17 protein-coding genes are annotated in these 20,697 nt (G+C 60.4%); 5 read left to right on the top strand and 12 right to left on the bottom strand.

From position 1 onward, the window contains the following. The first annotated feature begins 8 nt into the window (after positions 1 to 8). Positions 9 to 845 carry a formyltetrahydrofolate deformylase gene (gene purU, locus ACWPWQ_RS01400; RefSeq protein WP_139438247.1) on the top strand — a complete coding sequence of 279 codons (837 nt, stop codon included), beginning with the start codon at positions 9 to 11 and terminating at the stop codon, positions 843 to 845. A 67-nt stretch (positions 846 to 912) separates the two neighbouring features. On the opposite strand, the gene ACWPWQ_RS01395 is transcribed toward purU, so the two are convergent. Together ACWPWQ_RS01395 and cls are read right to left on the bottom strand one after the other, a co-directional pair. Further along, a complete protein-coding gene (locus ACWPWQ_RS01395) occupies positions 913 to 2,181 on the bottom strand; it encodes a DUF945 family protein (RefSeq protein ID WP_454008826.1) in 1,269 nt (422 codons plus the stop codon). Between the two features lie 107 nt (positions 2,182 to 2,288). Continuing rightward, positions 2,289 to 3,770 (bottom strand): cardiolipin synthase, encoded by a 1,482-nt coding sequence (cls, locus tag ACWPWQ_RS01390; RefSeq protein ID WP_454008825.1) that lies wholly within the window; start codon positions 3,768 to 3,770, stop codon positions 2,289 to 2,291. 96 nt (positions 3,771 to 3,866) lie between these two features. On the opposite strand from cls, the gene ACWPWQ_RS01385 reads away from it, so the two are divergent. Beyond that, positions 3,867 to 4,418 (top strand): DUF1439 domain-containing protein, encoded by a 552-nt coding sequence (locus tag ACWPWQ_RS01385; protein ID WP_161507403.1) that lies wholly within the window; start codon positions 3,867 to 3,869, stop codon positions 4,416 to 4,418. Here ACWPWQ_RS01385 and ACWPWQ_RS01380 read toward each other — a convergent pair. Continuing rightward, positions 4,409 to 4,849, bottom strand: coding sequence for a GNAT family N-acetyltransferase (locus ACWPWQ_RS01380; RefSeq protein WP_289976245.1), 441 nt, complete (start codon positions 4,847 to 4,849; stop codon positions 4,409 to 4,411). The two genes, ACWPWQ_RS01385 and ACWPWQ_RS01380, sit on opposite strands and share 10 nt — an antisense overlap. A 325-nt stretch (positions 4,850 to 5,174) precedes the next feature. Here ACWPWQ_RS01380 and ACWPWQ_RS01375 point away from each other — a divergent pair, with 325 nt between their 5' ends. Continuing rightward, entirely contained in the window at positions 5,175 to 5,873 is a 699-nt protein-coding gene (locus ACWPWQ_RS01375) for a lytic transglycosylase domain-containing protein (protein WP_139438319.1), read from the top strand. Between the two features lie 372 nt (positions 5,874 to 6,245). Here the strand turns inward: ACWPWQ_RS01375 and aqpZ are convergent, their stop codons facing one another. The 3 genes from aqpZ to ACWPWQ_RS01360 all read right to left on the bottom strand — a co-directional run bounded on the left by aqpZ (position 6,246) and on the right by ACWPWQ_RS01360 (position 8,939). Then, positions 6,246 to 6,932, bottom strand: coding sequence for an aquaporin Z (gene aqpZ / locus ACWPWQ_RS01370; RefSeq protein ID WP_025327805.1), 687 nt, complete (start codon positions 6,930 to 6,932; stop codon positions 6,246 to 6,248). A 313-nt stretch (positions 6,933 to 7,245) separates the two neighbouring features. Then, positions 7,246 to 7,767: a crossover junction endodeoxyribonuclease RuvC gene (ruvC, locus tag ACWPWQ_RS01365; protein ID WP_139438236.1), complete on the bottom strand. Its 522-nt coding sequence runs from the start codon at positions 7,765 to 7,767 to the stop codon at positions 7,246 to 7,248. Positions 7,768 to 8,030: 263 nt separating this feature from the next. Then, entirely contained in the window at positions 8,031 to 8,939 is a 909-nt protein-coding gene (locus ACWPWQ_RS01360) for a Gfo/Idh/MocA family protein (RefSeq protein ID WP_454008824.1), read from the bottom strand. 187 nt (positions 8,940 to 9,126) lie between these two features. On the opposite strand from ACWPWQ_RS01360, the gene ACWPWQ_RS01355 reads away from it, so the two are divergent. Continuing rightward, positions 9,127 to 9,630 carry a DinB family protein gene (locus ACWPWQ_RS01355; RefSeq protein ID WP_454008823.1) on the top strand — a complete coding sequence of 168 codons (504 nt, stop codon included), beginning with the start codon at positions 9,127 to 9,129 and terminating at the stop codon, positions 9,628 to 9,630. A gap of 532 nt (positions 9,631 to 10,162) precedes the next feature. Here the strand turns inward: ACWPWQ_RS01355 and ACWPWQ_RS01350 are convergent. Together ACWPWQ_RS01350 and ACWPWQ_RS01345 are read right to left on the bottom strand one after the other, a co-directional pair. Beyond that, a complete protein-coding gene (locus ACWPWQ_RS01350) occupies positions 10,163 to 11,113 on the bottom strand; it encodes a transposase (protein WP_454008822.1) in 951 nt (316 codons plus the stop codon). A gap of 112 nt (positions 11,114 to 11,225) precedes the next feature. Beyond that, complete coding sequence (locus ACWPWQ_RS01345; RefSeq protein WP_042873670.1) at positions 11,226 to 11,441, bottom strand: hypothetical protein; 216 nt, start codon at positions 11,439 to 11,441, stop codon at positions 11,226 to 11,228. Between the two features lie 501 nt (positions 11,442 to 11,942). On the opposite strand from ACWPWQ_RS01345, the gene ACWPWQ_RS01340 reads away from it, so the two are divergent. Beyond that, positions 11,943 to 12,503 carry a hypothetical protein gene (locus ACWPWQ_RS01340; protein ID WP_454008821.1) on the top strand — a complete coding sequence of 187 codons (561 nt, stop codon included), beginning with the start codon at positions 11,943 to 11,945 and terminating at the stop codon, positions 12,501 to 12,503. Positions 12,504 to 13,402: 899 nt separating this feature from the next. On the opposite strand, the gene ACWPWQ_RS01335 is transcribed toward ACWPWQ_RS01340, so the two are convergent. The 4 genes from ACWPWQ_RS01335 to ACWPWQ_RS01320 form a co-directional block, all read right to left on the bottom strand. Further along, positions 13,403 to 15,796: a YgiQ family radical SAM protein gene (locus ACWPWQ_RS01335; RefSeq protein WP_454008820.1), complete on the bottom strand. Its 2,394-nt coding sequence runs from the start codon at positions 15,794 to 15,796 to the stop codon at positions 13,403 to 13,405. A 101-nt stretch (positions 15,797 to 15,897) separates the two neighbouring features. Next, a complete protein-coding gene (locus tag ACWPWQ_RS01330) occupies positions 15,898 to 16,269 on the bottom strand; it encodes a hypothetical protein (RefSeq protein WP_454008819.1) in 372 nt (123 codons plus the stop codon). Positions 16,270 to 16,364: 95 nt separating this feature from the next. Next, the gene (locus tag ACWPWQ_RS01325; RefSeq protein ID WP_454008818.1) at positions 16,365 to 19,502 is read right to left on the bottom strand and encodes an efflux RND transporter permease subunit; all 3,138 of its coding nucleotides are present in this window, start codon (positions 19,500 to 19,502) and stop codon (positions 16,365 to 16,367) included. Next, positions 19,502 to 20,554 (bottom strand): efflux RND transporter periplasmic adaptor subunit, encoded by a 1,053-nt coding sequence (locus ACWPWQ_RS01320; protein WP_454008817.1) that lies wholly within the window; start codon positions 20,552 to 20,554, stop codon positions 19,502 to 19,504. Before ACWPWQ_RS01320 ends, ACWPWQ_RS01325 begins: the two co-directional genes overlap by 1 nt. Positions 20,555 to 20,697: the final 143 nt, after the last annotated feature.

The raw sequence follows: 20,697 nt of genomic DNA, 5'->3' as shown, positions 1-20,697 counted from the left end.
TGACAGAGATGGAAAAGAAAATACTGCTGACCGATTGCCCCGACGCCAAGGGACTCATCGCCAAGATCACCAACATCTGCTACAAGCACCAGCTCAACATCAACAAGAACGACGAGTTCGTGGATCACGAGAACGGTCGCTTCTTCATGCGTACCGAACTGGAGGGTCGCTTCAACGACGAGACCCTGCTGGCGGATCTCGACGACGCCCTGCCGGCGGGCGCCCAGCGCCGTCTGGTCAAGGCGGGCAAGAAGCGCATCGTCATCCTGGTCACCAAGGAGACCCACTGCCTCGGCGACATCCTGATGAAGAACTACGCCGGCGCGCTGGACATGGACATAGTGGCGGTGATCGGCAACTACGACACGCTCGCAGAATTGACGGGCAAGTTCGACATCCCCTTCCATGCCGTGAGCCATGAGGATCTCAGCCGCACCGAGCATGAAGAGCAGGTACGCACCCTCATCGACGGCTATCAGCCGGATTACGTGATCCTGGCCAAGTACATGCGGGTGCTGACCCCGAGCTTCGTGGAGGCCTATCCGCGCAAGCTCATCAACATCCATCACTCCTTCCTGCCCGCCTTCATCGGTGCCCGCCCCTACCGTCAGGCCTTCGATCGCGGGGTCAAGCTGATCGGTGCCACCGCCCACTTCGTCACCGACGATCTGGATGAAGGCCCCATCATAGAGCAGGACGTGATCCACGTGGGCCATACCTTCAGCGCCGACGACATGGCCAAGGCGGGACGGGATGTGGAGAAATCCGTGCTGAGCCGTGCCCTGGAGCTGGTGCTGAACGAGCGGGTCTTCGTCTACGGCAACAAGACGGTGGTGTTCAAGTAACCCAGCCCGTCGTTCGACGCCCAGCAAAAAGGCTCCCGAGGGAGCCTTTTTCTTCGTCTGCCTGCGCTTATTGAGGCAGGGGCAGACCGTTGATGGTGACCACTCCCTTGTCGAGCTTGAGCTCGGCATTGAGGTGCGCCGGCTCCGCCTTCAGATAACCCAGGGCCGTGAACTGGGCCAGCATGGGTGCCAGCTGCGGCACCGCCTTGCCCAACTGGTCGCCGAGACTGGCATTGAGCAGCCCGGACAGGGCCTGCATCCCCTCCTCGCTTCCCATCAACTGTGCCAGGGTCGTTGGCGCCAGCTTGGCCTCCCCTTTCAGGCTGACGGGCTCGCCGTTGAGCTGGGCGCTGAGATCGGTCAGCTCCAGCGTGGCGCCCCGTTGCAGCATCTTGTCCAGCGCCTGCTGGATAGCCGCCTCGTCCACCCGCTGGCTGCTGGCCTCCTGCAGGGTCTGATAGCCCTCCAGATCCAGCCCCTTGAGCGCCAGATCCAGACTTCCCTGGGTCAGCGCCAGACTGTCGCTCTCGTTCTCCAGATTGAGGGTCGCCACCTTCATCTGATAACGGCTGGAGAGGGTCTGGGCATCGTCCCCCGCCAGCTGGGTGTTGGTGCTAACCCCCTGCAACGAGAGCTTGACGCTCTCCGGCAGTTGCAAGGAGAGGGCGGACAGCGTCATCTCGCTGTTAGGAGAGAGCCAGATGCCGCTGATCTCGGCCATGTCGGCGCTGCCCTTGAGATCCGCCAGGGCCAAATCCATCTTGCTCTGCGCATCGTGGACCGTCATGCCCAGCCACTGGAAGACCAGGTGGCCATTGCCATCGAGATCCCCGCGATAATCCCCGCTCAGTGGCAGGAAGCTGAACTCGTTGAGCCCCTCCTTGACCTTGAAGTCGTTGGCCCAGAAACGGGAGCTGTTGCTCATGGTCCAGAGGCTGCTGGCCGACTCCAGGCCAAGCTGCCATTGCTGCATGCCGAGGGCGGTGAAGACCGGGGCCAGAGTTCCCGCCGAGGTGTCGAGCAGCATATTGCTCTTGATATAGAGCGGCAGCAGGCGGCTGTTGACGCGCAGCTGCAGCTCTATGGGGTCGCTTCCCGCCATCTGGGGATCGAAACTCGCCAGCGTCTCCGGTGTCACCACCACCTTGAGCACCCCATCACGGGTGAACAGGTTCTCGCTGTTGGGCAACCAGGTGATCTCGACGCCGCTCTCCTGCTTGGCCCTGGCGATCTGCTCCCCCAGGATGCGATCGAAGGCATTGCCCGTGTACCAGCAGGCGCCCAGCCCACCCACCACCAATGCCGCTCCGGCAGCCATGGCCACTGTCTTTTTCATCTGCTCTCTTACTCCTGATTTTTCTATGGCGGGTGCCTAGGCGCACTCTACGGGGAGTATGGGAACACAAGCAAGCCAGATCCCGGCTCATGGCCCATTCTCGACTGTCACAGCAAGGGGCTGAACAGGTAGAAGATGTTCTCCAGCAATTTTTTGTACCAGGGGCGGGCCCGCCACTGGGTCAGCGACATGGGGGTCGCCTCCAGCATGTAGCCCTGCACCAGCTGATTCATCTCGGCGACAAACACCGGGTTATCGATGAGCAGGGTGATCTCGAAATTGAGCCAGAGGCTGCGTCTGTCGAGATTGACCGTGCCCACCAGGGCGAAGTCGTCGTCCACCAGCACGCTCTTGGTGTGCAGCAGACCGGCATCATAGCGGTAGATTTCGACCCCGGCCGCCAGCAGATCCTCCATGAAGGAGTTGCTCGCGTGGTTGGCCATCAGGGAGTCGTTGCGCGCCGGCAGCACCAGCTGCACCAGCACGCCCCGCGCCGCCGCCGAGGAGAGCGCCGCCGCCAGGGGATCGTCCGGTACGAAATAGGGGGTGGTCAGCACCAGGTGGTGGCGCGCCTGATAGATGGCCAGCAGCAGGCTCTGCTGGATGCAGTCACCGCCGACGAAGGGGCCGGAGGGAATGAGCTGGGCCCGATAGTTGGTTTGCGGCCAGGCCTCGGGTTCGTGCTGCAGGCTGTCGAGCAGCCGCTCGCCGGTCTCCATCTCCCAGTCCCAGACGAAGGTGGACCACATCAGGGGCACCACAGGCCCCTGCACCCTAATCATGATGTCGACCCACTGACCGACACCGGCATCCTGCTTGAAGAAGCGGGGATCCACCATGTTCATGGAGCCGGTGTAACCGACCCTGTCGTCGATCACCACCAGCTTGCGGTGCATGCGCAAGTCCTGGCGCTGGAACGGAATGCGCCAGGCCCCCACCGGCAGCACCTCCACCACCTTGACCCCGGCCGCGCGCAGCGACTTCGGCCATGGGGAGCGGAAAAAGGTCTTGCTGCCGACGGAATCGAGCAACACGCGACAATCCACGCCGCGCGCCGCCACCTCGACAAGGGCCTCGCACACGGCGTCCACGTCCCCGCCGGGATGCCAGATGTAGAACTCCAGGTAGCAGGACTGGGAGGAGCCGAGAATGTCGCGCACTATCTCCTGAATGATGGTGTCGGGCTTGTGCAGCAGCGTCATCCGGTTGCCCGAGAGCATGGGCATGGCCAGCCGCCCCTGGATCAGATCATGGAGCGGGCGCGCCTTGCTGCCCACCTCGCAGCAGTGCTGGGGGAAGAGGCGGGCGAGCTGGCGGATCCAGATGGCATAAGGACGATACATGGCCTGGGCGCGTTCGGCCCGCTTGCGGCCGAGCCGTATCTCCCCAAACAGCACATAGAAGCCGACCCCGGCGAAGGGGATGGCATAGATGAGCGCCAGCCAGGCGAGGGAGACGCCGATGGGGCGCCGCTTCATCACCACTCGCAGGGAGATCCCCGCCACTATCACGGTGTGAAACAACAGCAACAGCCAGCCAAGAAAGCGGGAGAACAGCAACTGAATGTCGTATTCCAGACCGTCGAGCAAGACGACTCCTTGGTGTAATGGACAAAGGGCATGGGCAGATCCCGCAGGGCCACAATGGTATGCTGTGGGACAAACCCATTCTATCAGGTCGTTAGCATGATCCTGCAATCTATGCTGCTGAGTCTGGCCATGCTAGGTCAAGGCTCATATGACATCAATGAGCAACAGATAAACCAGTACCTGCAATCTCAGGTGCAAGTCGACAAACAGCTGGAGTTACCCGGCATCATCAAGGCCCATGTCCAGCTCGAGCAGAGCGATGTCCAGATCGGTCGCCAGAGTCCGGATACCGCCAGGGTCTTTGGCAAGGGGAAACTGAAGATCTCCCTGCCGGACCAGACCCAGTACGACGCGCTGCTGAACATGACCTATGAGGCGAGACCGCGCTACGACAAGGCCCAGAGCGCGCTCTTCCTCGACAACATGAAGCTGATTGACTACAAGCTGGAGCCGGCGGCGGCGGAGCAGAAGTTCGGTTTCATGCTGAGGATGCTGCTGCAGAGCATGGAGAAACGGCTGGAGACCCAGCCCGTCTACAAGCTCGACGACAAGGATCCCAACCAGGCCTGGCTCAAGGAGAATCTGCTGGGGCTGGAGCTGTCACCGGGCAAGATCCGCCTGCTGACCAAGCCGAAGGATCAGTTGTAGACAGTGGCCGTCGCCTGACGCACCAGCAGCTCGATCTGGTAACCCTGTTCGCGCTGCTGGTGATAGAGGGTATGTAGCGGTCCGTCGAGTTCATGCAGGGGAAGGTGGGCAAAGCCCGCCTTGAGGTAGAAGGGTTTCTCGAAGGGCAAGGCGTGGCAGATCACGGGCTTGTCCAGCAGATCGCTGCAGGCATGCTGCAGCAACCGGGACCCCAGCCCCAGTGACTGGTAGTGCGGCAACAACCGGAAACCGCACAGGTGGTAATAATCCTGTTCGTCGCGCAGGCGCACGGCCCCCACCAGCCAATGGGCATCCCGTACCACGAAGATCCGCTCGGCCAGATCCGGTACATAGTGGGAAAACGTCGTCTCGTAATAGTCCCTGATCAGGGAAAGATCCGCATCACAGTACTCTTCGAATCTGAGCTCCATCGCCCGCCTGCTTATCATACCCATTTCGCCCTGGCCACCTGGCCCTCTCTTGCCCTATCAACCGGCCCCACGAAGAGATCAGACCAGAGTGGAGCAACAGCAAGATAACACGCCTTTAACTTACAAAAAAGCCAATAGCCAGCTGGGGAGTTGCGGCGCCATCCACGGCCCCTTGCGGGGCTGCGTCATCCACCTCGGGGGGTATTGGCGCCCTCTGCCCGGGCTTTTCTTGCGACTCGTCGCCGGGGCCCTTGTTCTGCCTCGCCCCGGATGCTTTACTCAACGTGGCTAACAAGGCTTAAGGAGCAAGCCGTTGAAAGCATGGATGTTGCTGGGAGCCATCTCGCTGTTCCCCCTCAGTGCCTGGAGTCAGACGCCGCCACCGGCCGAGGTGGTGGTCCTGACATCCGAGTCGATCCCGTCACCCAGGGTGGCAGAGCCCGCACCGCCCCCCGCCGCGCGCCAGATCCAGGTCTACAAGTCGGTGCAAAAGAACGGTGTGGTGCGCTATTCCGACATGATGCCGGAGCAGGGTCATTACGAGTTGCTGCTGTTCAACGACTGCTACGCCTGCGATCCCGCCTCCAGGGTCAACTGGCGCACCACCGGCCTCTTCCTCTACGACTATGCCAGCACCATCACGGCGGCGGCCAAGACCTATCAGGTGGAGCCCGCCCTCATCCGGGCGCTGATCCACGCCGAATCCGCCTTCAACCCGCTGGCCGTCTCCCGCAAGGGGGCCATGGGGCTGACACAGCTGATGCCGGCGACCGCCCGCGAGCTCGGGGTCGGCAATGCCCTGCTGGCGGAGCAGAACATCTTCGGCGGGGTGAAATACCTGGCGGGCCTGCTCAAGCAGTATGACGGCAACGTTGCCCTGGCCACAGCCGCCTACAACGCCGGCGCCGGTGCGGTGCAAAAACACGGCGGCATACCGCCTTATGCAGAAACCCGGGCCTATGTGGCACGGGTCAAGCTGCTGCACCAGCGCTATAAAGAGATGCTGAGCGCCCGGGGCCTGTAAGCCCTGTGCAAGAACAAGCATGGCGACATCCCCTCCTATCCTTGCCGAAACCCGGGCCTAGGTGACACGGGTCAAGCTGCTGCACCAGCGCTATAAAGAGATGCTGAGCGCCCGGGGCCTGTAAACCCTGTCCAAGACACGAGTACGGCGGCATCCCCTCCCATCCTTGCCGAAACCCGGGCCTAGGTGGCACGGGTCAAGCTGCTGCACCAGCGCTATAAAGAGATGCTGAGCGCCCGGAGCCTGTAAGGCCTTCCTCCCCCCTCTCCTCAGCCAACAAATAAAACCGGGGTCATCCCGGTTTTGCTGCCCTCCAGAAACAAAAAAACACGCCCTCAGGCGTGTCGATACCACACGTAGTTCAGTAACAGCTCACTCTTTGGTGGCGATCACGCGATAGGCCAATGCCCCCAGAATGGCACCGACGATGGGAGCGACCCAGAACAGCCAGAGCTGGCTGACGGCCCAGTCACCCACAAAGAGCGCCACACCCGTGCTGCGAGCCGGGTTCACCGAGGTGTTGGTCACCGGAATGCTGATGAGGTGGATAAGGGTCAGGCACAGACCGATGGCAATGGGGGCAAAGCCCGCCGGTGCACGGCTGTCGGTGGCACCCATGATGACAAACAGGAAGAAGCCGGTCATCACCACTTCACACACCAGTGCCGCCAGCAGGCTGTAACCGCCCGGTGAGTGCTCACCATAACCGTTGGAGGCAAAGCCGGCGCTCACGTCAAACCCGGCCTGGCCGCTGGCGATCACATAGAGCACGCCGCCCGCCGCAATCCCGCCAAGGACTTGAGCCACGATGTAAGGCACGACGCCCGATGCCGGGAAACGGCCACCGGCCCACAGACCCAGGGTCACGGCCGGGTTCAGGTGACAACCAGAGATGTGACCTATGGCAAAGGCCATGGTCAACACGGTCAGACCGAACGCCAGGGCCACACCCAGCAGGCCTATCCCCACATTCGGGAAAGCGGCAGCCAGCACGGCACTGCCACACCCCCCCAGCACCAGCCAGAAGGTGCCCATAAATTCAGCTGCAAATGGTTTCACTCTCATATCTCCCGATGATGACTAGAACAGGAGCCTAGAAAAGGCTCATACGGACACTGCTATTCAACAGGCGCCATATTATGGGAGTGTGGTGGAGTAAGACGAAGCCGGCTTATTTTACGCAGAATGTGTGACGTGCATCACAAGTTGTTGATTCGGTAGGAGCTTCCTCTCCCGCGCCGTCCCCACTTCTCATCAGAGTCCCCCCTGACCGTGCGACAGGTTGTGACCCAATCAGCGCTTTTGAGAACAGCACGCCTGGCAACAGGGTGGTGCCAGGCGCTATGGGCGTCCTCCCAGAGCCCGTCAGGGATCAGCGGTAACGGCCACGCACCGAGCCGGTGGCACGTCCCGCCATCTTGATGAGGCTCTGGCGGGTGTGGAAGTGACAGAGCGCCACCCCGAGGGCATCCGCCGCATCCGCCTGGGGGGTGGCAGAGAGCTTGAGCAGATGGGTCACCATGTGCTGCACCTGCTCCTTGGCGGCGCCGCCCGTGCCCACCACCGCCTGCTTGATCTGGGTCGCCGAGTATTCGCTCACCGGCAGCAGGGCATTGACCGCCGCGACGATGGCGCTGCCGCGGGCCTGACCTAGCTTCAGCGCCGAGTCGGCGTTGCGGGCCATAAAGACCCGTTCGATGGCGAACTCGTCCGGCTTGAACTGGGTGATGATCTCGCTCACCCCGTCATACACCTGCTTGAGCCGAGACGGCAGCTCGCCCAGGTCGGTGCGGATGCAGCCCGAGCCCAGGTACTCCGCCTTGCCGGAGACGATGCGGATGACGCCGTAGCCGGTGATCCGCGAACCGGGGTCTATGCCCAGAATAATGCTCATGAAGGGATCACCTTGTCCGCCGCGACCGGGCGCTCATCACGGGCCCGTGGCAGGCCAGGCGCCATTTGCGAAACGTTGCTCATCACACTCTGTTGCTCTGCAGGTCTTTCATGGGCGCCAAGATAGCAAACAAGCGCCCCCTTGGCTCGCGCGGCGGCGTCCTCCCCTGTCAACCGCGCAGGGATGCGTCATCTTGTACAGTACTCTGGTTGATTTCTCGCCCCTGCACTCCATCGGCGGCCCATGGGAAGGGCGAGCCGGGCTCACTCCCCCGCCAGCTCAACCAGTCGCTCCGCCAGCCGGTGGCTGTGCAGATAGCTCTCGATAAGTCCCCCATCGGCCCTGCCCGTTTCAATTTGCTGATACCAGTGGGCCAGCATGGCGACAAAACCCCGGCTTGCCAGCACCGGCTGCCAATCATCGGGGGCCAGGGTCTGCACCACCTTGCCCTGGGCCAGGGTACCCCGGGTGCAGTTCTCGATATGCAGGGAGAGGTTGTCGCCATAGGCGTCGATGCGCTCCTCGGTGAGACCGGCGCTGCGGTTCATGCTGCCGCTCACGGCGCAGTCACCGCTCTGCCAGGCGACGCTTACCCCGGCCAGCAGCCCGGGCTGCTGACTGCTGCGCCTCATTACCGCATGCAGCTCCCCGCCTGGCACGCCGCCATAGCAGCAGAGGCTGTCGAGTACATGGATAAAGTCGTCGAACAGAAACGAGCGCGGCAGCCCCGGCAGGGAGTGCCTGTGCTTTTGCCAGTTGAGCTCGGTAAGCGGCCGCGCCCGGGCGCCCGCCATGGCGGGCAGATAGCGGCGGTTGAAGCCGACAAACAGCGGACAATCCTGCGCCAGGGCGAGGTCGGCAAGCGCCTCCACCTCGGCTGCGTTGTCACAGAGCGGCTTGTCGACAAAGGTGGGGATGCCGGCGCGCAGACACTGCTCCGCCAGCTTGCCATGCACGGCGGTGGCGGCATGGATCATCACGGCGTCCGGTCGGCTCCCGAGCAGCGCATCCACCTCGGTAAAGCACTCGGCAATGCGGTACTGGCGGGCCAGCTTGCCGAGCACTTGAGGGCTGCGGGTGCAGAGCAGCGGGGTGATCCGCTCGTCGCTCGCGAGCAGCGGCAGATAGGCCTTCTGGGCGATATCACCGAGGCCAATCAGGGCAATGCGCATGGGAACTCCTTGTGGCGGCGGGTTATAGGCGCCGTTTTATCCGGCAGCGGCTGACAGGGTAGCATCCCTGCCGACCCGGACACAGCCGATGACTGGCCCAACCCAGCCCTCTGCTCGGGGAGTGTCATTTTTGGCTCCATCTGGCTAAGATGCCCGCTTTTGGACATAAGAAGAGCCAAGGAGTGCCATGCCAAACTCAACCCTGCTCTCGCTGTTTCGCTACAAGGCCTGGGCCGATGACGAACTGCTGGATGCCCTCGCCACCCTGGATCCGCAGCGACATCCCGAGGCGCACCACACGGCCCTTCGCATCTTCAACCATATCCATGTGGTCGATGCCATCTTCAAGAGCAATCTGCTGGGGAAGCCCCATGGCTTCAGTGCCACCAATACCCCGGAGACGCCGACCCTGGCTTCGTTGCGCACCGCCATCGGCACGCTGGATGCCTGGTATCTGGATTACGTTGCCGGCCTGAACCAAGCAGATGGCGAGGCCGTGCTCTCGTTCAACTTTGTGGATGGTGACAAGGGACAGATGAGCCGCGAGGAAATGCTGCTGCATCTGGTGACCCACGGCAGCTATCACAGAGGGGCTATCGGGCGCATTTTGGTTCAATGCGGCATCACGCCACCGCGCGATACCCTGACCACCTTCTTGCATAGCAGCGAACCCGAGCGGCGAAGCAGCTAAACGACAAACGAGGGCGACCCATGTCGCCCTCTATTCTGGGGATTTGGCCTGCTCCCTGATATCGAGCCACTTGCCGATTCGGGCCCCGAGCTCGGAGCAGATCATGGCGCTGACCATGGCCCCTATCATCCGGTTCATATCCGAGATCTCTTTGGATTCCAGGAGCTGGGGCACAATCAGGTTAAAGGCTATTAGCCCCATCACCAGCCCGAGCCCGCCACCTTCTCTCTTCGGGATCTTGCTTTAATCGCCATCCGATTGCTCCTGCGCGGGAAGATATGCAGGGGGATATACCCCCTTGCCTACACACCCGGCAAGATAACAAAGCCTCCCCTGTTTGGGACAGCCATCTTTTAGGGCAAGCGACAATCCAGCAGTCTGCACATCCTGCCGCCGAGCATTGGCGATGGCATTTGTGAGACTCGGGGGATTAAAGAGAACGCCTTGGCATAAAAAAGGGCTAATTCACACGCAGCAACATAAGGGGATCAGGTGTAATACCGGGAACTTGTATGAAGCGAGCACTAACCACTCAAAGGGATGGCTGATGACATCGTCGCTGGCCACAGTGCTGTGCGAATCGCTGGCAATGATCCCTGTCGCCCACCACCCTGATGCCTGGTCGTCGAAACAGCGTCACTTGCTTGAGCCAGCGAACCTCGTCCAACCCCAGCCGCACCAGGATGGGAGCAAGATAAGCCGGAATATGGCCCCGTTTGTCAGCTCTGATGGCACGACCGGTCCAATCCACCAACATCAGGTAATCCGCGAAGGTATATGGCAGGCTATCGGGTCGTGACTGGTGTGCAAATGGCAGCAACAAGGGTGGCAATGGTGCCGAGGGGTGCTCGCCATCGAGGCGCTGCTTGAGGCTGGTGTAGTCGCTCTGTTCAGGCCGATCGGCCAATCCAGCCCGTATCGGGTTGAGGTCAACGTAAGTCATGCAGGCCAGCAGGGCTGACTCGGTAAGCAGGGCCTGGCTCTTGAAGCGCCCTTCCCAGAAATGGCCCTTGCAGCCATCCTCCCGATTGGCCTGCCGCGCCAGGGTTTCGTTAAGCAGCCGCACAAACCAACTGATGGAATGCAGACGCTCCCGCCACTGACCTATCAGTTGTTGCACCACAGCCAGTTCGGGCTCAATCAGGGATTCCCCCTGATACCAGCGTCGCACCAGCAGCGGCCACTGGAACAGCGCCGCCCAACGTTCGGCCACCTCTCGCTCGCTCCAGCTGGCGGCGGCATCCGGCTCCACCTTGAGCACCAGGTGATAGTGGTTGCTCATCACCGCATAAGCGCAAACACCGATGGCAAACAGCCGCGACAGCTGCCCTAGCTTGTCGACCACCCACTGACGCCGATGTTCGTAACTCTGGCCGGAGTGGGCATCCTCCCCGCACAGAAACGCCCGCCGCACACAGCGACTGACCACGTGGTAGTAAGGCGTATCCTGCAAACTGATTTGACGTAAACGGGCAATGGTCATGGCTCACCCCCTGGGCAGTGACTTATCAAGCCAAGTACAAGCTTACGCCGCTGTCAAAAAGGTGGGTGTCCCAGATTTCACAGCCGTTTGCCGGGTGACTCGGGAAATCCCGCTAAGATTGCTCTCTGCGATCCAGCCACTTGCCCACTCTGGCCCCCAGCTCGGAGCAGAGCAGGGCGCTGACAATGGCCCCTATCATCCGGTTGGTCTCGGAGAGCGCTTTTGTCTCAACAAATTGGTAGGCAATCAGATTGAAAATAAGGATCCCGAGCAGCAGCCCCAGCCCGCTGCCCACCTTCTCCCTTCTGGATTTGGCTTTCACCGCCATCTATTGCTCCTGTGCAAGGGAGCCGGCCATTCGGCCTCTCCCCTTATCCATAAGGCTGATCAAGATAGCAAAGCCGCGCCTGCTTGCCCGCCTTTATCGCACCTACTTAAGCGCTTTGATGACCTGGCTCAAATAACGAAGATTATCTGATGATTGCATTCGTTTTATGCTCGCTGGCCCAGCTTCGTTTGGCTTACCATAGCCATCCAGAACCTGTTGAGCTGCGATGGGTTGCTGCCCTCGCTGGTCAATGGAGCATATTGGAAGCTGTAATCCACGGGCAGTGCATGATATTCGGCTGCGTTAAGCTTCACACAGAAAGGTGGATGTCCCAGATTTTCCCATGGGTTGCTGCCAGCGCGGGTCAAAGGAGCATATTGGAAACTGTAATCTACGGGCGGTAGCGTGGATGTCCCAGTTTTTTCCTCCCAGATTTTGCCAGATTTTTTGGACAAGAATTGATCATATTTTATTATTTCGCAAAACAAGCATGGAGAGCATATGTTGCTAAGTAGAGTAGAGGGTGAATACCTTCCATCGTCCTTTATGATTAAAATAAAGACATTTGATGATATTTCAAACTTTGAATGTGAAATGACATCAACATTAATTCATGAATACATCCATTTTTTACAAGATCTAACGCTGCCATATTGCGTAAGAGAGAACCTAGTACATTTGTCAACTTTTTTTGACCGTTTGGAAATGGCCAAAAAAGATAAAAAAATAACAATCCCACAAAACAACTCAATTGATGGGTTAGAGCTAACAACACTTCAAACAGAAATGACATGGGGCAGCTTACATCAAATAATAAAAGCACCAAAAATAATATCTATCACCCAGAAATCTAAACCTATACCTGAACATAAATTTACACTTCATAGCTATGAATTGAATTTTGAAAATGGTGAAAAATATCATTTTGGAGCTCGAGACATTCTTGAGTACATTGCATATAAAATCGAAAAACAACACTACCCGGATGAAGATAAACTAGCCGACTTCCCTTATCACTCTGTAGATTTAGTTATAAATCATTATAATTTAAATAGCTCATAAATATAAAAAATGGCGTTAGCTGAGTATTGCCTTATAAATGACAATCCAGCTAATATGTTGATAAATATTCTTAAGTCATTCCTTGATAATAGCAGCATTGATAGCAAACTACTGACCCTTAACGATCAAGATTTTATTGCAATGCTCGCAAGCGAAATTACAAGTCAGCAGGTAGGCTCCTTTGAACAATAAAAGAAAAAATTAAATCGCTGCCATAAAGAGCTATCTCTTTCTTTACAACAAAGATATACCAACGATACATTCCCAGACATCCATGACTGGCTTGTGAAAACCATTGAATATGTGGAAAGTCAATTATCTGGGTTTTATTTTTTCACATTTATAATGGAACCAATGACAGACAACTTCAATAGCAGAATGCTGGAGATAATCTCTTCAATTGGCATACCTATAATAATGAACTCACAAGGTCAAATAGTCTCATACTTAAGCGATAAAATAAAAAAGAACCATTCATACAATTATTAGCTTATGACTTCACATCATATTTAGAGCAGAGGACCCACAATGTCCACTTTGCAGCTACCGTGAACTTGAACATGTTGAAAATATGACTAATGATTGTATTGATGCCCCATTTCGCCGGGCACATCAAGAAGAATTATGTCCGTTTGGAAAATTTATAAAATCACACAACATACATGATCTTCTGCGAAGCGCTGGATGGTAGATGATTGCTTCGACCTCTTCACCTTGGTGATTCACATTTATACACAAAAAATGAAAACATTTAATGGTCATGTAAAAGGCTGCAAAGCATTTATATAATTAGATGTGAAAACTAATACATTACAGAAAGCAATAATTACGGTAATACATACTTAAAGGCGACCATCCGGTCGCCTTTGTTATTTCTATCGCTTTCCAATCAGGAAAACTCACCGAGCAGGTCGCTTGGCACCATTCCCTTTGGCCGCAGGCTTGCCGCCTTGAGCAGCGGGTTTGGCACCCGGCTTGGCTGAACCCGCGCGGGTTGGGGCTTTGCCTTTGTGAGCGGGTTTTCCAACCGGCTTACCCTGAGCTGCGCCTTGAGCGGCGGGCTTGCCATTGCCCGCCTTGCCACCCTTGCTGGCGGCAGGGGTGTCGCTGCGAGGCTTGCCTTGGGCGGCGGCCCCTTGCGCGCCTGCGCCCTTACCGGCAGAGGCGCCCTTGCCAGCACCATTACCGCGCTGGTGAACTATGTTGCTGTGGCGAGTCAACGCAGGCTTGAGGCCCTTGTTGCGGCTGCGCTCGGCCTTGACTTCGCCACGGCCTTCCGGCGGTACCAGGCAGTCCGGGCCGTTGCCGATCAGGTGGCCCTTGCCCATTTCCAGCAGGGCTTCGCGGATCATGGGCCAGCCGGCCGGATCGTGGTAGCGCAGCAGCGCCTTGTGCAGGCGACGGCGACGCTCCCCCTTCACCACGAACACGTCCCCGCCCTGGCGGCTCACCTTGTTGAGGGGGTTTTTCTCGGTGTAATACATGGTGGTGGCGTTGGCGAGCGGCGACGGGTAGAAGTTCTGCACCTGATCGAGCTTGAAGCGGTTGGTCTTGACCCAGAGCGCCATGTTCACCATGTCTTCATCCGTGGTGCCCGGGTGGGCGGAGATGAAGTAGGGGATCAGGTACTGCTGCTTGCCCGCCTCCTTGGAATACTTGTCGAACAGCTCCTTGAAGCTGTAGTAGCTGCCCATGCCCGGCTTCATCATCTTGGAGAGCGGGCCCTCCTCGGTGTGCTCGGGCGCGATCTTGAGGTAGCCGCCGACGTGGTACTTGGCCAGCTCCTTGATGTAGCGCGGATCTTCCACCGCGATGTCGTAACGCACCCCGGAGGCGATCAGTATCTTCTTGATCCCCTTCACATCCCGCGCCTTGCGGTAGAGGTTGATGGTCGGGGTATGGTCGGTGTCCATGTGCGGGCAGATGGTGGGCCAGACGCAGGAGGCACGGCGACAGGTCTGCTCGGCCTTGGGGCTCTTGCAGCGTAAGCGGTACATGTTGGCGGTGGGACCGCCGAGATCCGAGATGACGCCGGTAAAGCCCGGCACCTTGTCGCGGATCTCTTCGATCTCCTTGATGATCGACTCTTCCGAGCGGCTCTGGATGATGCGCCCCTCGTGCTCTGTGATGGAGCAGAAGGAGCAGCCGCCGAAGCAGCCGCGCATGATGTTGACCGAGGTCTTGATCATCTCGTAGGCCGGGATCTTCTCGTTGCCATAGGCCGGGTGCGGCACCCGCTGGTAGGGCAGGCCGAACACGCCGTCCATCTCGTCGGTTTCCAGCGGGAAGGCGGGCGGGTTGACCCAGATGATGCGATCGCCGTGGGCCTGGGAGAGCGCGCGGGCGCAGCCCGGGTTGGTCTCGTGATGCAGGATGCGGGACGCATGGGCGTAGAGCACCTTGTCTTCCTTCACCCGCTCGAACGCCGGCAGCTTGACGTAGGTCTTCTCCCAGGGTTTCTGCTTGGGGGGCTGCACCAGGATGGGCTTGGCCTCCTGCTCCACCGGCGCTGTGCCTTCATCGTCCGAGCAGGGCGCCCCTTCCATATAGGGGTTCATGATGGGGTCGATGCGGCCGATCTGATCCAGCTTGCTCGAATCCACCCCGCGCCAGCCCGGCAGCGGCTCACGGCGGATGACGGCGGTGCCGCGAATATCCTGCATGGTCTCGATGGTCTCGCCACCCGCGATGCGGTGCGCCACCTCGATCAGCGGCCGCTCGGCGTTGCCGTAGATAAGGATATCGGCCTTGGCGTCCAGCAGGATGGAGCGGCGTATGGTCTCGGACCAGTAGTCGTAGTGGGCGATGCGGCGTAAGGAAGCCTCTATGCCGCCGATGACCACGGGGACCTCTTTATAGGCCTCTTTGCAGCGCTGGGTATAGACCAGAGTGGCTCTGTCCGGCCGCTTGCCGCCCACGTCCCCCGGGGTGTAGGCGTCATCGTGGCGCAGCTTCTTGTCGGAGGTGTAGCGGTTGATCATGGAGTCCATGTTGCCCGCGGTCACCCCGTAGAAGAGGTTCGGCTTGCCCAGACGCATGAAGTCATCCTTCGATGACCAGTCCGGCTGGGCGATGATGCCGACCCGAAAGCCCTGGGATTCCAGCATGCGGCCAATGACCGCCATGCCGAAGCTCGGGTGATCCACGTAGGCGTCGCCGGTGACCAGCACTATGTCGCAGCTGTCCCAGCCGAGCTTGTCCATCTCCGCTCTGGACATGGGCAGGAAGGGCGCAGTGCCGTAGCACTCGGCCCAGTAGCGGGGATAGGAGAAGAGAGGGGTAACCGGCTGCATTTTGAACACCTGGAACAATTCGGGTCGCGCATTATACCGGCAGAGCAAGGCGGGGGCGATGGCTTTTTGCCCCCATAGAACAAGGGGAGAAGAGACCGCCCTCAGAGAGAGAAGCGGGCCGGCATGAACCTGTGGTGGTGGCGCAGCAGCAACTGATAGCCGCCGAGCAGGCACCAGATGCAGGCTGGCGCCAGGAAGACGGGGTGAGTGGCGAGGCGCAGCATCAGCACCCCCAACAGGATGAGGGCGAAGGGGCGGCTCTCGTAGAGCCAGTGCGGCCAGGCCTGTCGCCGCGTCTGGCGCGACTTGTCTGGCCTGCGATGGGCACTGCGCCTGAACCAGGCGAGCGACCCGGCCAGATAGAGGGCTAGCCCGGCCAGCAGCAACACAGGCTGCCCTGCAAGGCTCAACAGCAGCAAGCCGCTGCCCAGATAGAGAAAAGGCAGCGGCTCGTAGATGGCGGATGGCAGCATGGAAGATGACCCCTGTGGGAACTGGTCATATGCTAACCAGCCCGGCCTCGGCTGCCATCCTCTTTTGCATCCCGCCCCCCGGATGGGGGGACGGATCAGGCCGCCGGCTTGTCCCGGCTCTCGGGGGGGGTCTCTACACCCGGAGGGTTCCCCTCGGCCAGCGCCTCGTCCACCAGCCGATCCCGCGCCCCCGTCATCCCCGCCCGTCTGGCGATCAGGTGATAGATGGCGGGCACTATCAGCAGGGTGACCAGGGTCGCCAAGGAGAGCCCGAAGAAGACCACTGTGCCCACAGCCATCCGGCTCTCATAGCCCGCCCCCATGGAGACCATCAGCGGCACGGCGCCTATGATGGCGGTCAGGGAGGTCATCAGGATGGGCCGCAGACGGCGTACCGAGGCGGCTATGATGGCCTCCTCGAAGGATTCCCCCCGCTGGCGCAGCTGGTTGATGAACTCCACGATGAGGATGCCGTTCTTGGTCACCATGCCGATCAGCATGATCATCCCTATCTGGCTGTAGATGCTGAGCTCCTGCCCCGTCAGCCAGAGGCCGAGCAGGCCGCCGAAGATGCCGAGCGGCACTGTCACCATCACCACGGTCGGGGTCAGCAGGCTCTCGAACTGGGCCACCAGCACCAGATAGACCACCAGCAGGGCGAGGCCGAACACCATCACCATCTCCCCCTGATTGTCGCGATAATCCTTGGACTCACCGGCGTAATCCACCGTCATGCCGCTCGGCAGATGCTCCCCTGCCCAGCCATCGAGGAAGTCGAGCGCCTCCCCCAGGGTGTGGCCTGGGGCCACGTCCGCGGTGAGGGCAATGGCCTTCTGGCGCTGATAGTGGTTGAGCCGCTGCGGGCTCGCCACCTGGGTGACGGTGGCCAGGGTGGAGAGGCTCACCATCTCGCCATTGGCGGCCTTGAGATAGATGCGGCTGACGTCCGAGATGCCGTTGAACTGGGTCTGGTTGGCCCTCAGGTAGACGTCATACTCCTCGCCCCTGTCCACATAGGTGGTCTGGCTGACGCCGCCGAGCAGGGCCTGAAGCGAGCTGGCCACGGTGGAGACAGGAATGCCGAGCTGGCTGGCCCGCTCCCGCTCTATGGTCACCTGCAGCTCAGGGGTCTTCTCGGCGTAGTCGAGATCCGGGGTCAGCATCAGCCCGCTCTGGCCGGCGGCCTGTTGCAGCGCCAGCCCCTGCTGATAGAGCTCCCCATAGTCGGAGCCCTGCAGCACGAACTGCACGGCCGCGGTGGAGCCGCCCCTGAATCCGGGCTGGAAGGTGCGGATCATCACATCCGGAATGCCGGCCAGCCGCCCGCTCAAGCTGCGGCCAAACTCGGTGGCGGTCTCGTCCCGCACCGCCCAGTCGGTGAGCTGGATGATGACCATGCCGGTCTGATCGCCGCCGCGCCCGAAGGCCGGGGTGCTGAAACTCATGGCCTGCACCACCCCCTTGCCGAGCAGCGGCATGATGGCGGCCTCCACCTGCTGCATGTTGCGCTTCATCCGCTCTATGCTGGTGCCCTCGGCCCCTTTCACGAACACATAGATGACTCCCCGATCTTCGGTGGGGGTCAGGCTTGCGGGCAGCTTGCCAAACAGGGCGCCGATGCCGCCGAGGCAGAGCAGCAGCACCAGCGGCATCCAGACGGATCGGCGCAGCACCGCGCCCAGCAGGCGACGATAGAGTACCTCCACCCGGCCGAGCCCCCGATCCAGCGCCGCCGTCATGGCATTGGGCTTGTCGACGGTGCGCATCAGCCAGGAGCCCATGGCCGGGGTCAGGGTGAGCGCCACCAGGGAGGAGAAGAGCACCGCGAGCGATAGCAGGATCGCAAACTCGGTAAAGAGCCGCCCGACCATGCCTTCCATGAAGGCGATGGGCACGAACACCATCACCAGCACGGCCGTGGTGGCCACCACGGCAAAGCCCACCTCCCGGGTGCCGTGCCAGGCCGCCATCAGGGGGGATTCCCCTCGCTGCAGATGGTGGTGGATGTTCTCCACCACCACTATGGCGTCGTCCACCACCAGGCCGATGGCGAGAATGAGCGCCAGCAGGGTGATGAGGTTGATGGAGAAACCGAGATACCAGGCGCCGATGAAGGCCGAAATGAGCGACACCGGCACCGTGATGGCAGGAATGAGCGTGGTGCGCCCCTGCCCGAGGAAGAGGTAGAGCACGGCCACCACCAGCACGGCGCTGATGGCCAGCGTCTCGTACACCTCGTCGATGGCCTGCTTGATGAAGACGGTGGAGTCGTAGTCCACCTCCAGGGTGGCGCCTTCCGGCAGGAAGCGCTGCATCTCTGTCATCTTGCGCTCTATGCCCTGGGCCACCGCCAGGGGGTTGGCGGTGGATTGCGCGACTATGCCTATTCCCAGGCTCTCGCGGCCGTTGCGCTGATAGGCACTGTCTTCATTCTTGGCCCCCACCTCCACGTCGGCGATGTCCGCCAGGTAGATGCTCTGGCCATTGACGGCCGTCTTGACCGGCAGGGCGCGAAAATCCTCGGCGCTGTGGTAGAGGCGGGCGATCTGCACCGCCATTGTCATGCTGTTGTTGCGGATCTCCCCCCCGGGCAGCTCTATGTTCTCCCGCTTGAGGGCATCCTGCACGTCGGCCACCGTGATGCCGCGGGCCGCCATGTCGGCGGGGCGCAGCCTCACATACATCACCTGGGTCAGATCGCCGGAGAGTTGCACCTCGCTCACCCCGTCCACCAGGCTCAAGGGATCCACCAGCATGCGATTGGCGTAGTCGGTCATGGCGGTGCGGTCCATCTGGGTGCTGCTGAAGTTCAGCCAGATCGCCACGTCACCGTTGCCGTTGTCCTTGGTCACCATGGGCTCGTCCGCCTCGTCCGGCAGCTTGGGTCTGGCCCGGGAGATGGCGTCACGCACATCCGAGGTCCCCTCCAGCATGTTCCAGCCGAGCTTGAACTCCACCGTGATGGAGGATCGCCCCTTGCGGGTCACCGAGTTGATGTTCTTGATACCGCTGATGCCGGAGAGCTGATCCTCGATGGGCTTGGTGACCTGACTCTCCATCACCTCGGGGGCCGCCCCCTCATAGGTGGTGGTGATGGAGACGGACGGCGTCTGCACGTCCGGCATCTCCCGCACCGTCAGCTTGGCGAAGGCCACCAGGCCGAATACGGTGAGCAGGGCACTGATGACCACCGCCACCAGGGGGCGGCGCACTGAGATATCGGAGAGCCACATCAGCCTTTTACCTCGGTCAGATCGCGGACCAGGGCGCCGTCACGCAGGTTGACCAGCCCCTCCACCGCGATGCGATCGCCGACGTTCAGCCCCTTGATGACCCACACTTCCTCGCCATGGGTATCCCCAAGCTCCACCGGAATGCGTTTCACCCGGCCGTCCGCCTCCAGGCGGTAGACGAAGCGAAGCTCCCCCGCATACTCCACCGACTGGGCGGGGATCAGGGTCATCTTCTGGGCGGGCAAAGAGAGATCTACATTCATCAGCATGCCGGGCCTCAGCTGGCCGTCCGGGTTGGGAAGGATGACCCGCGCCTTGATGTTCTGGGTATCGTTGGAAACGCGACTGTCGAGGGTTTCCAGCACGCCGGAGAAAGATTGATCCGGCCAGGCCGAGCTGGTGGCCGTCACCGTCATGCCGGGTTTGAGGAGGGAGAGGTAGCGCTCCGGCACCGCCAGATCGAGCCGCAATCTGGCCAGCTCGTCCAGGTGGAGCAGCACGTCGCCGCTGTTGACCAGGGCCCCTTCGCTGAGATCGATCAGGCTGACGGTGCCGTCGAAGGGGGCCGCCAGGGTGCGCAATGACAGCTCATAGCGCGCCGCGTCGACCCGGGCCTGGGCCTGGGCCACGGTCGCCTCCTGCCCTTCCAGCTCCGAGGTGGTGATGGCACCGCGCGCCACCAGCCGGCGTATGTCCCGCAGCTTGCGGCTCTCGTCGCGCACGCTGGCGCTCTGCTCGGCGAGTTCGGCCTGCTGCTTGCCCGCATCCAGGGCGATCAGGGTCTCCCCCTGCTTGACCCGCTGACCGGAGCGCACCGCAATCCTGACGATGCGTCCCGTGACCTCGGGGCTGACCACCACGGAGCGATTGGCCGCCAGCTTGCTGACCAGCTTGATGGAAGGCTCTGCCAGGCTCTGCCTGACCGTTTCCGCCCTGATGTTGACCTGTCTGGGCTCGGGCTTGCTGACCGGTTTGGCCTGCCGGAGAGCCCAGGTGCCGGCCCCCAGCAGCAGGAGAAGAGGAACAAGCCACAGCCATACGCGCATTTTCATCAAACAATCCATGCAAGGTAAGAGATAAGAAGAAGAGGGAACTTCATCAATGATGGCACCATGTTACCCCCTGACTATGCCGTGACTATGTATAAATGTGACAAAACGTAACAGCCCATGGGATAGATCATCAAACTCGCCAC

It is taken from the genome of Aeromonas sp. Marseille-Q7275 (assembly GCF_965119515.1).
This window is presented reverse-complemented; position numbering and strand designations above follow the sequence as displayed.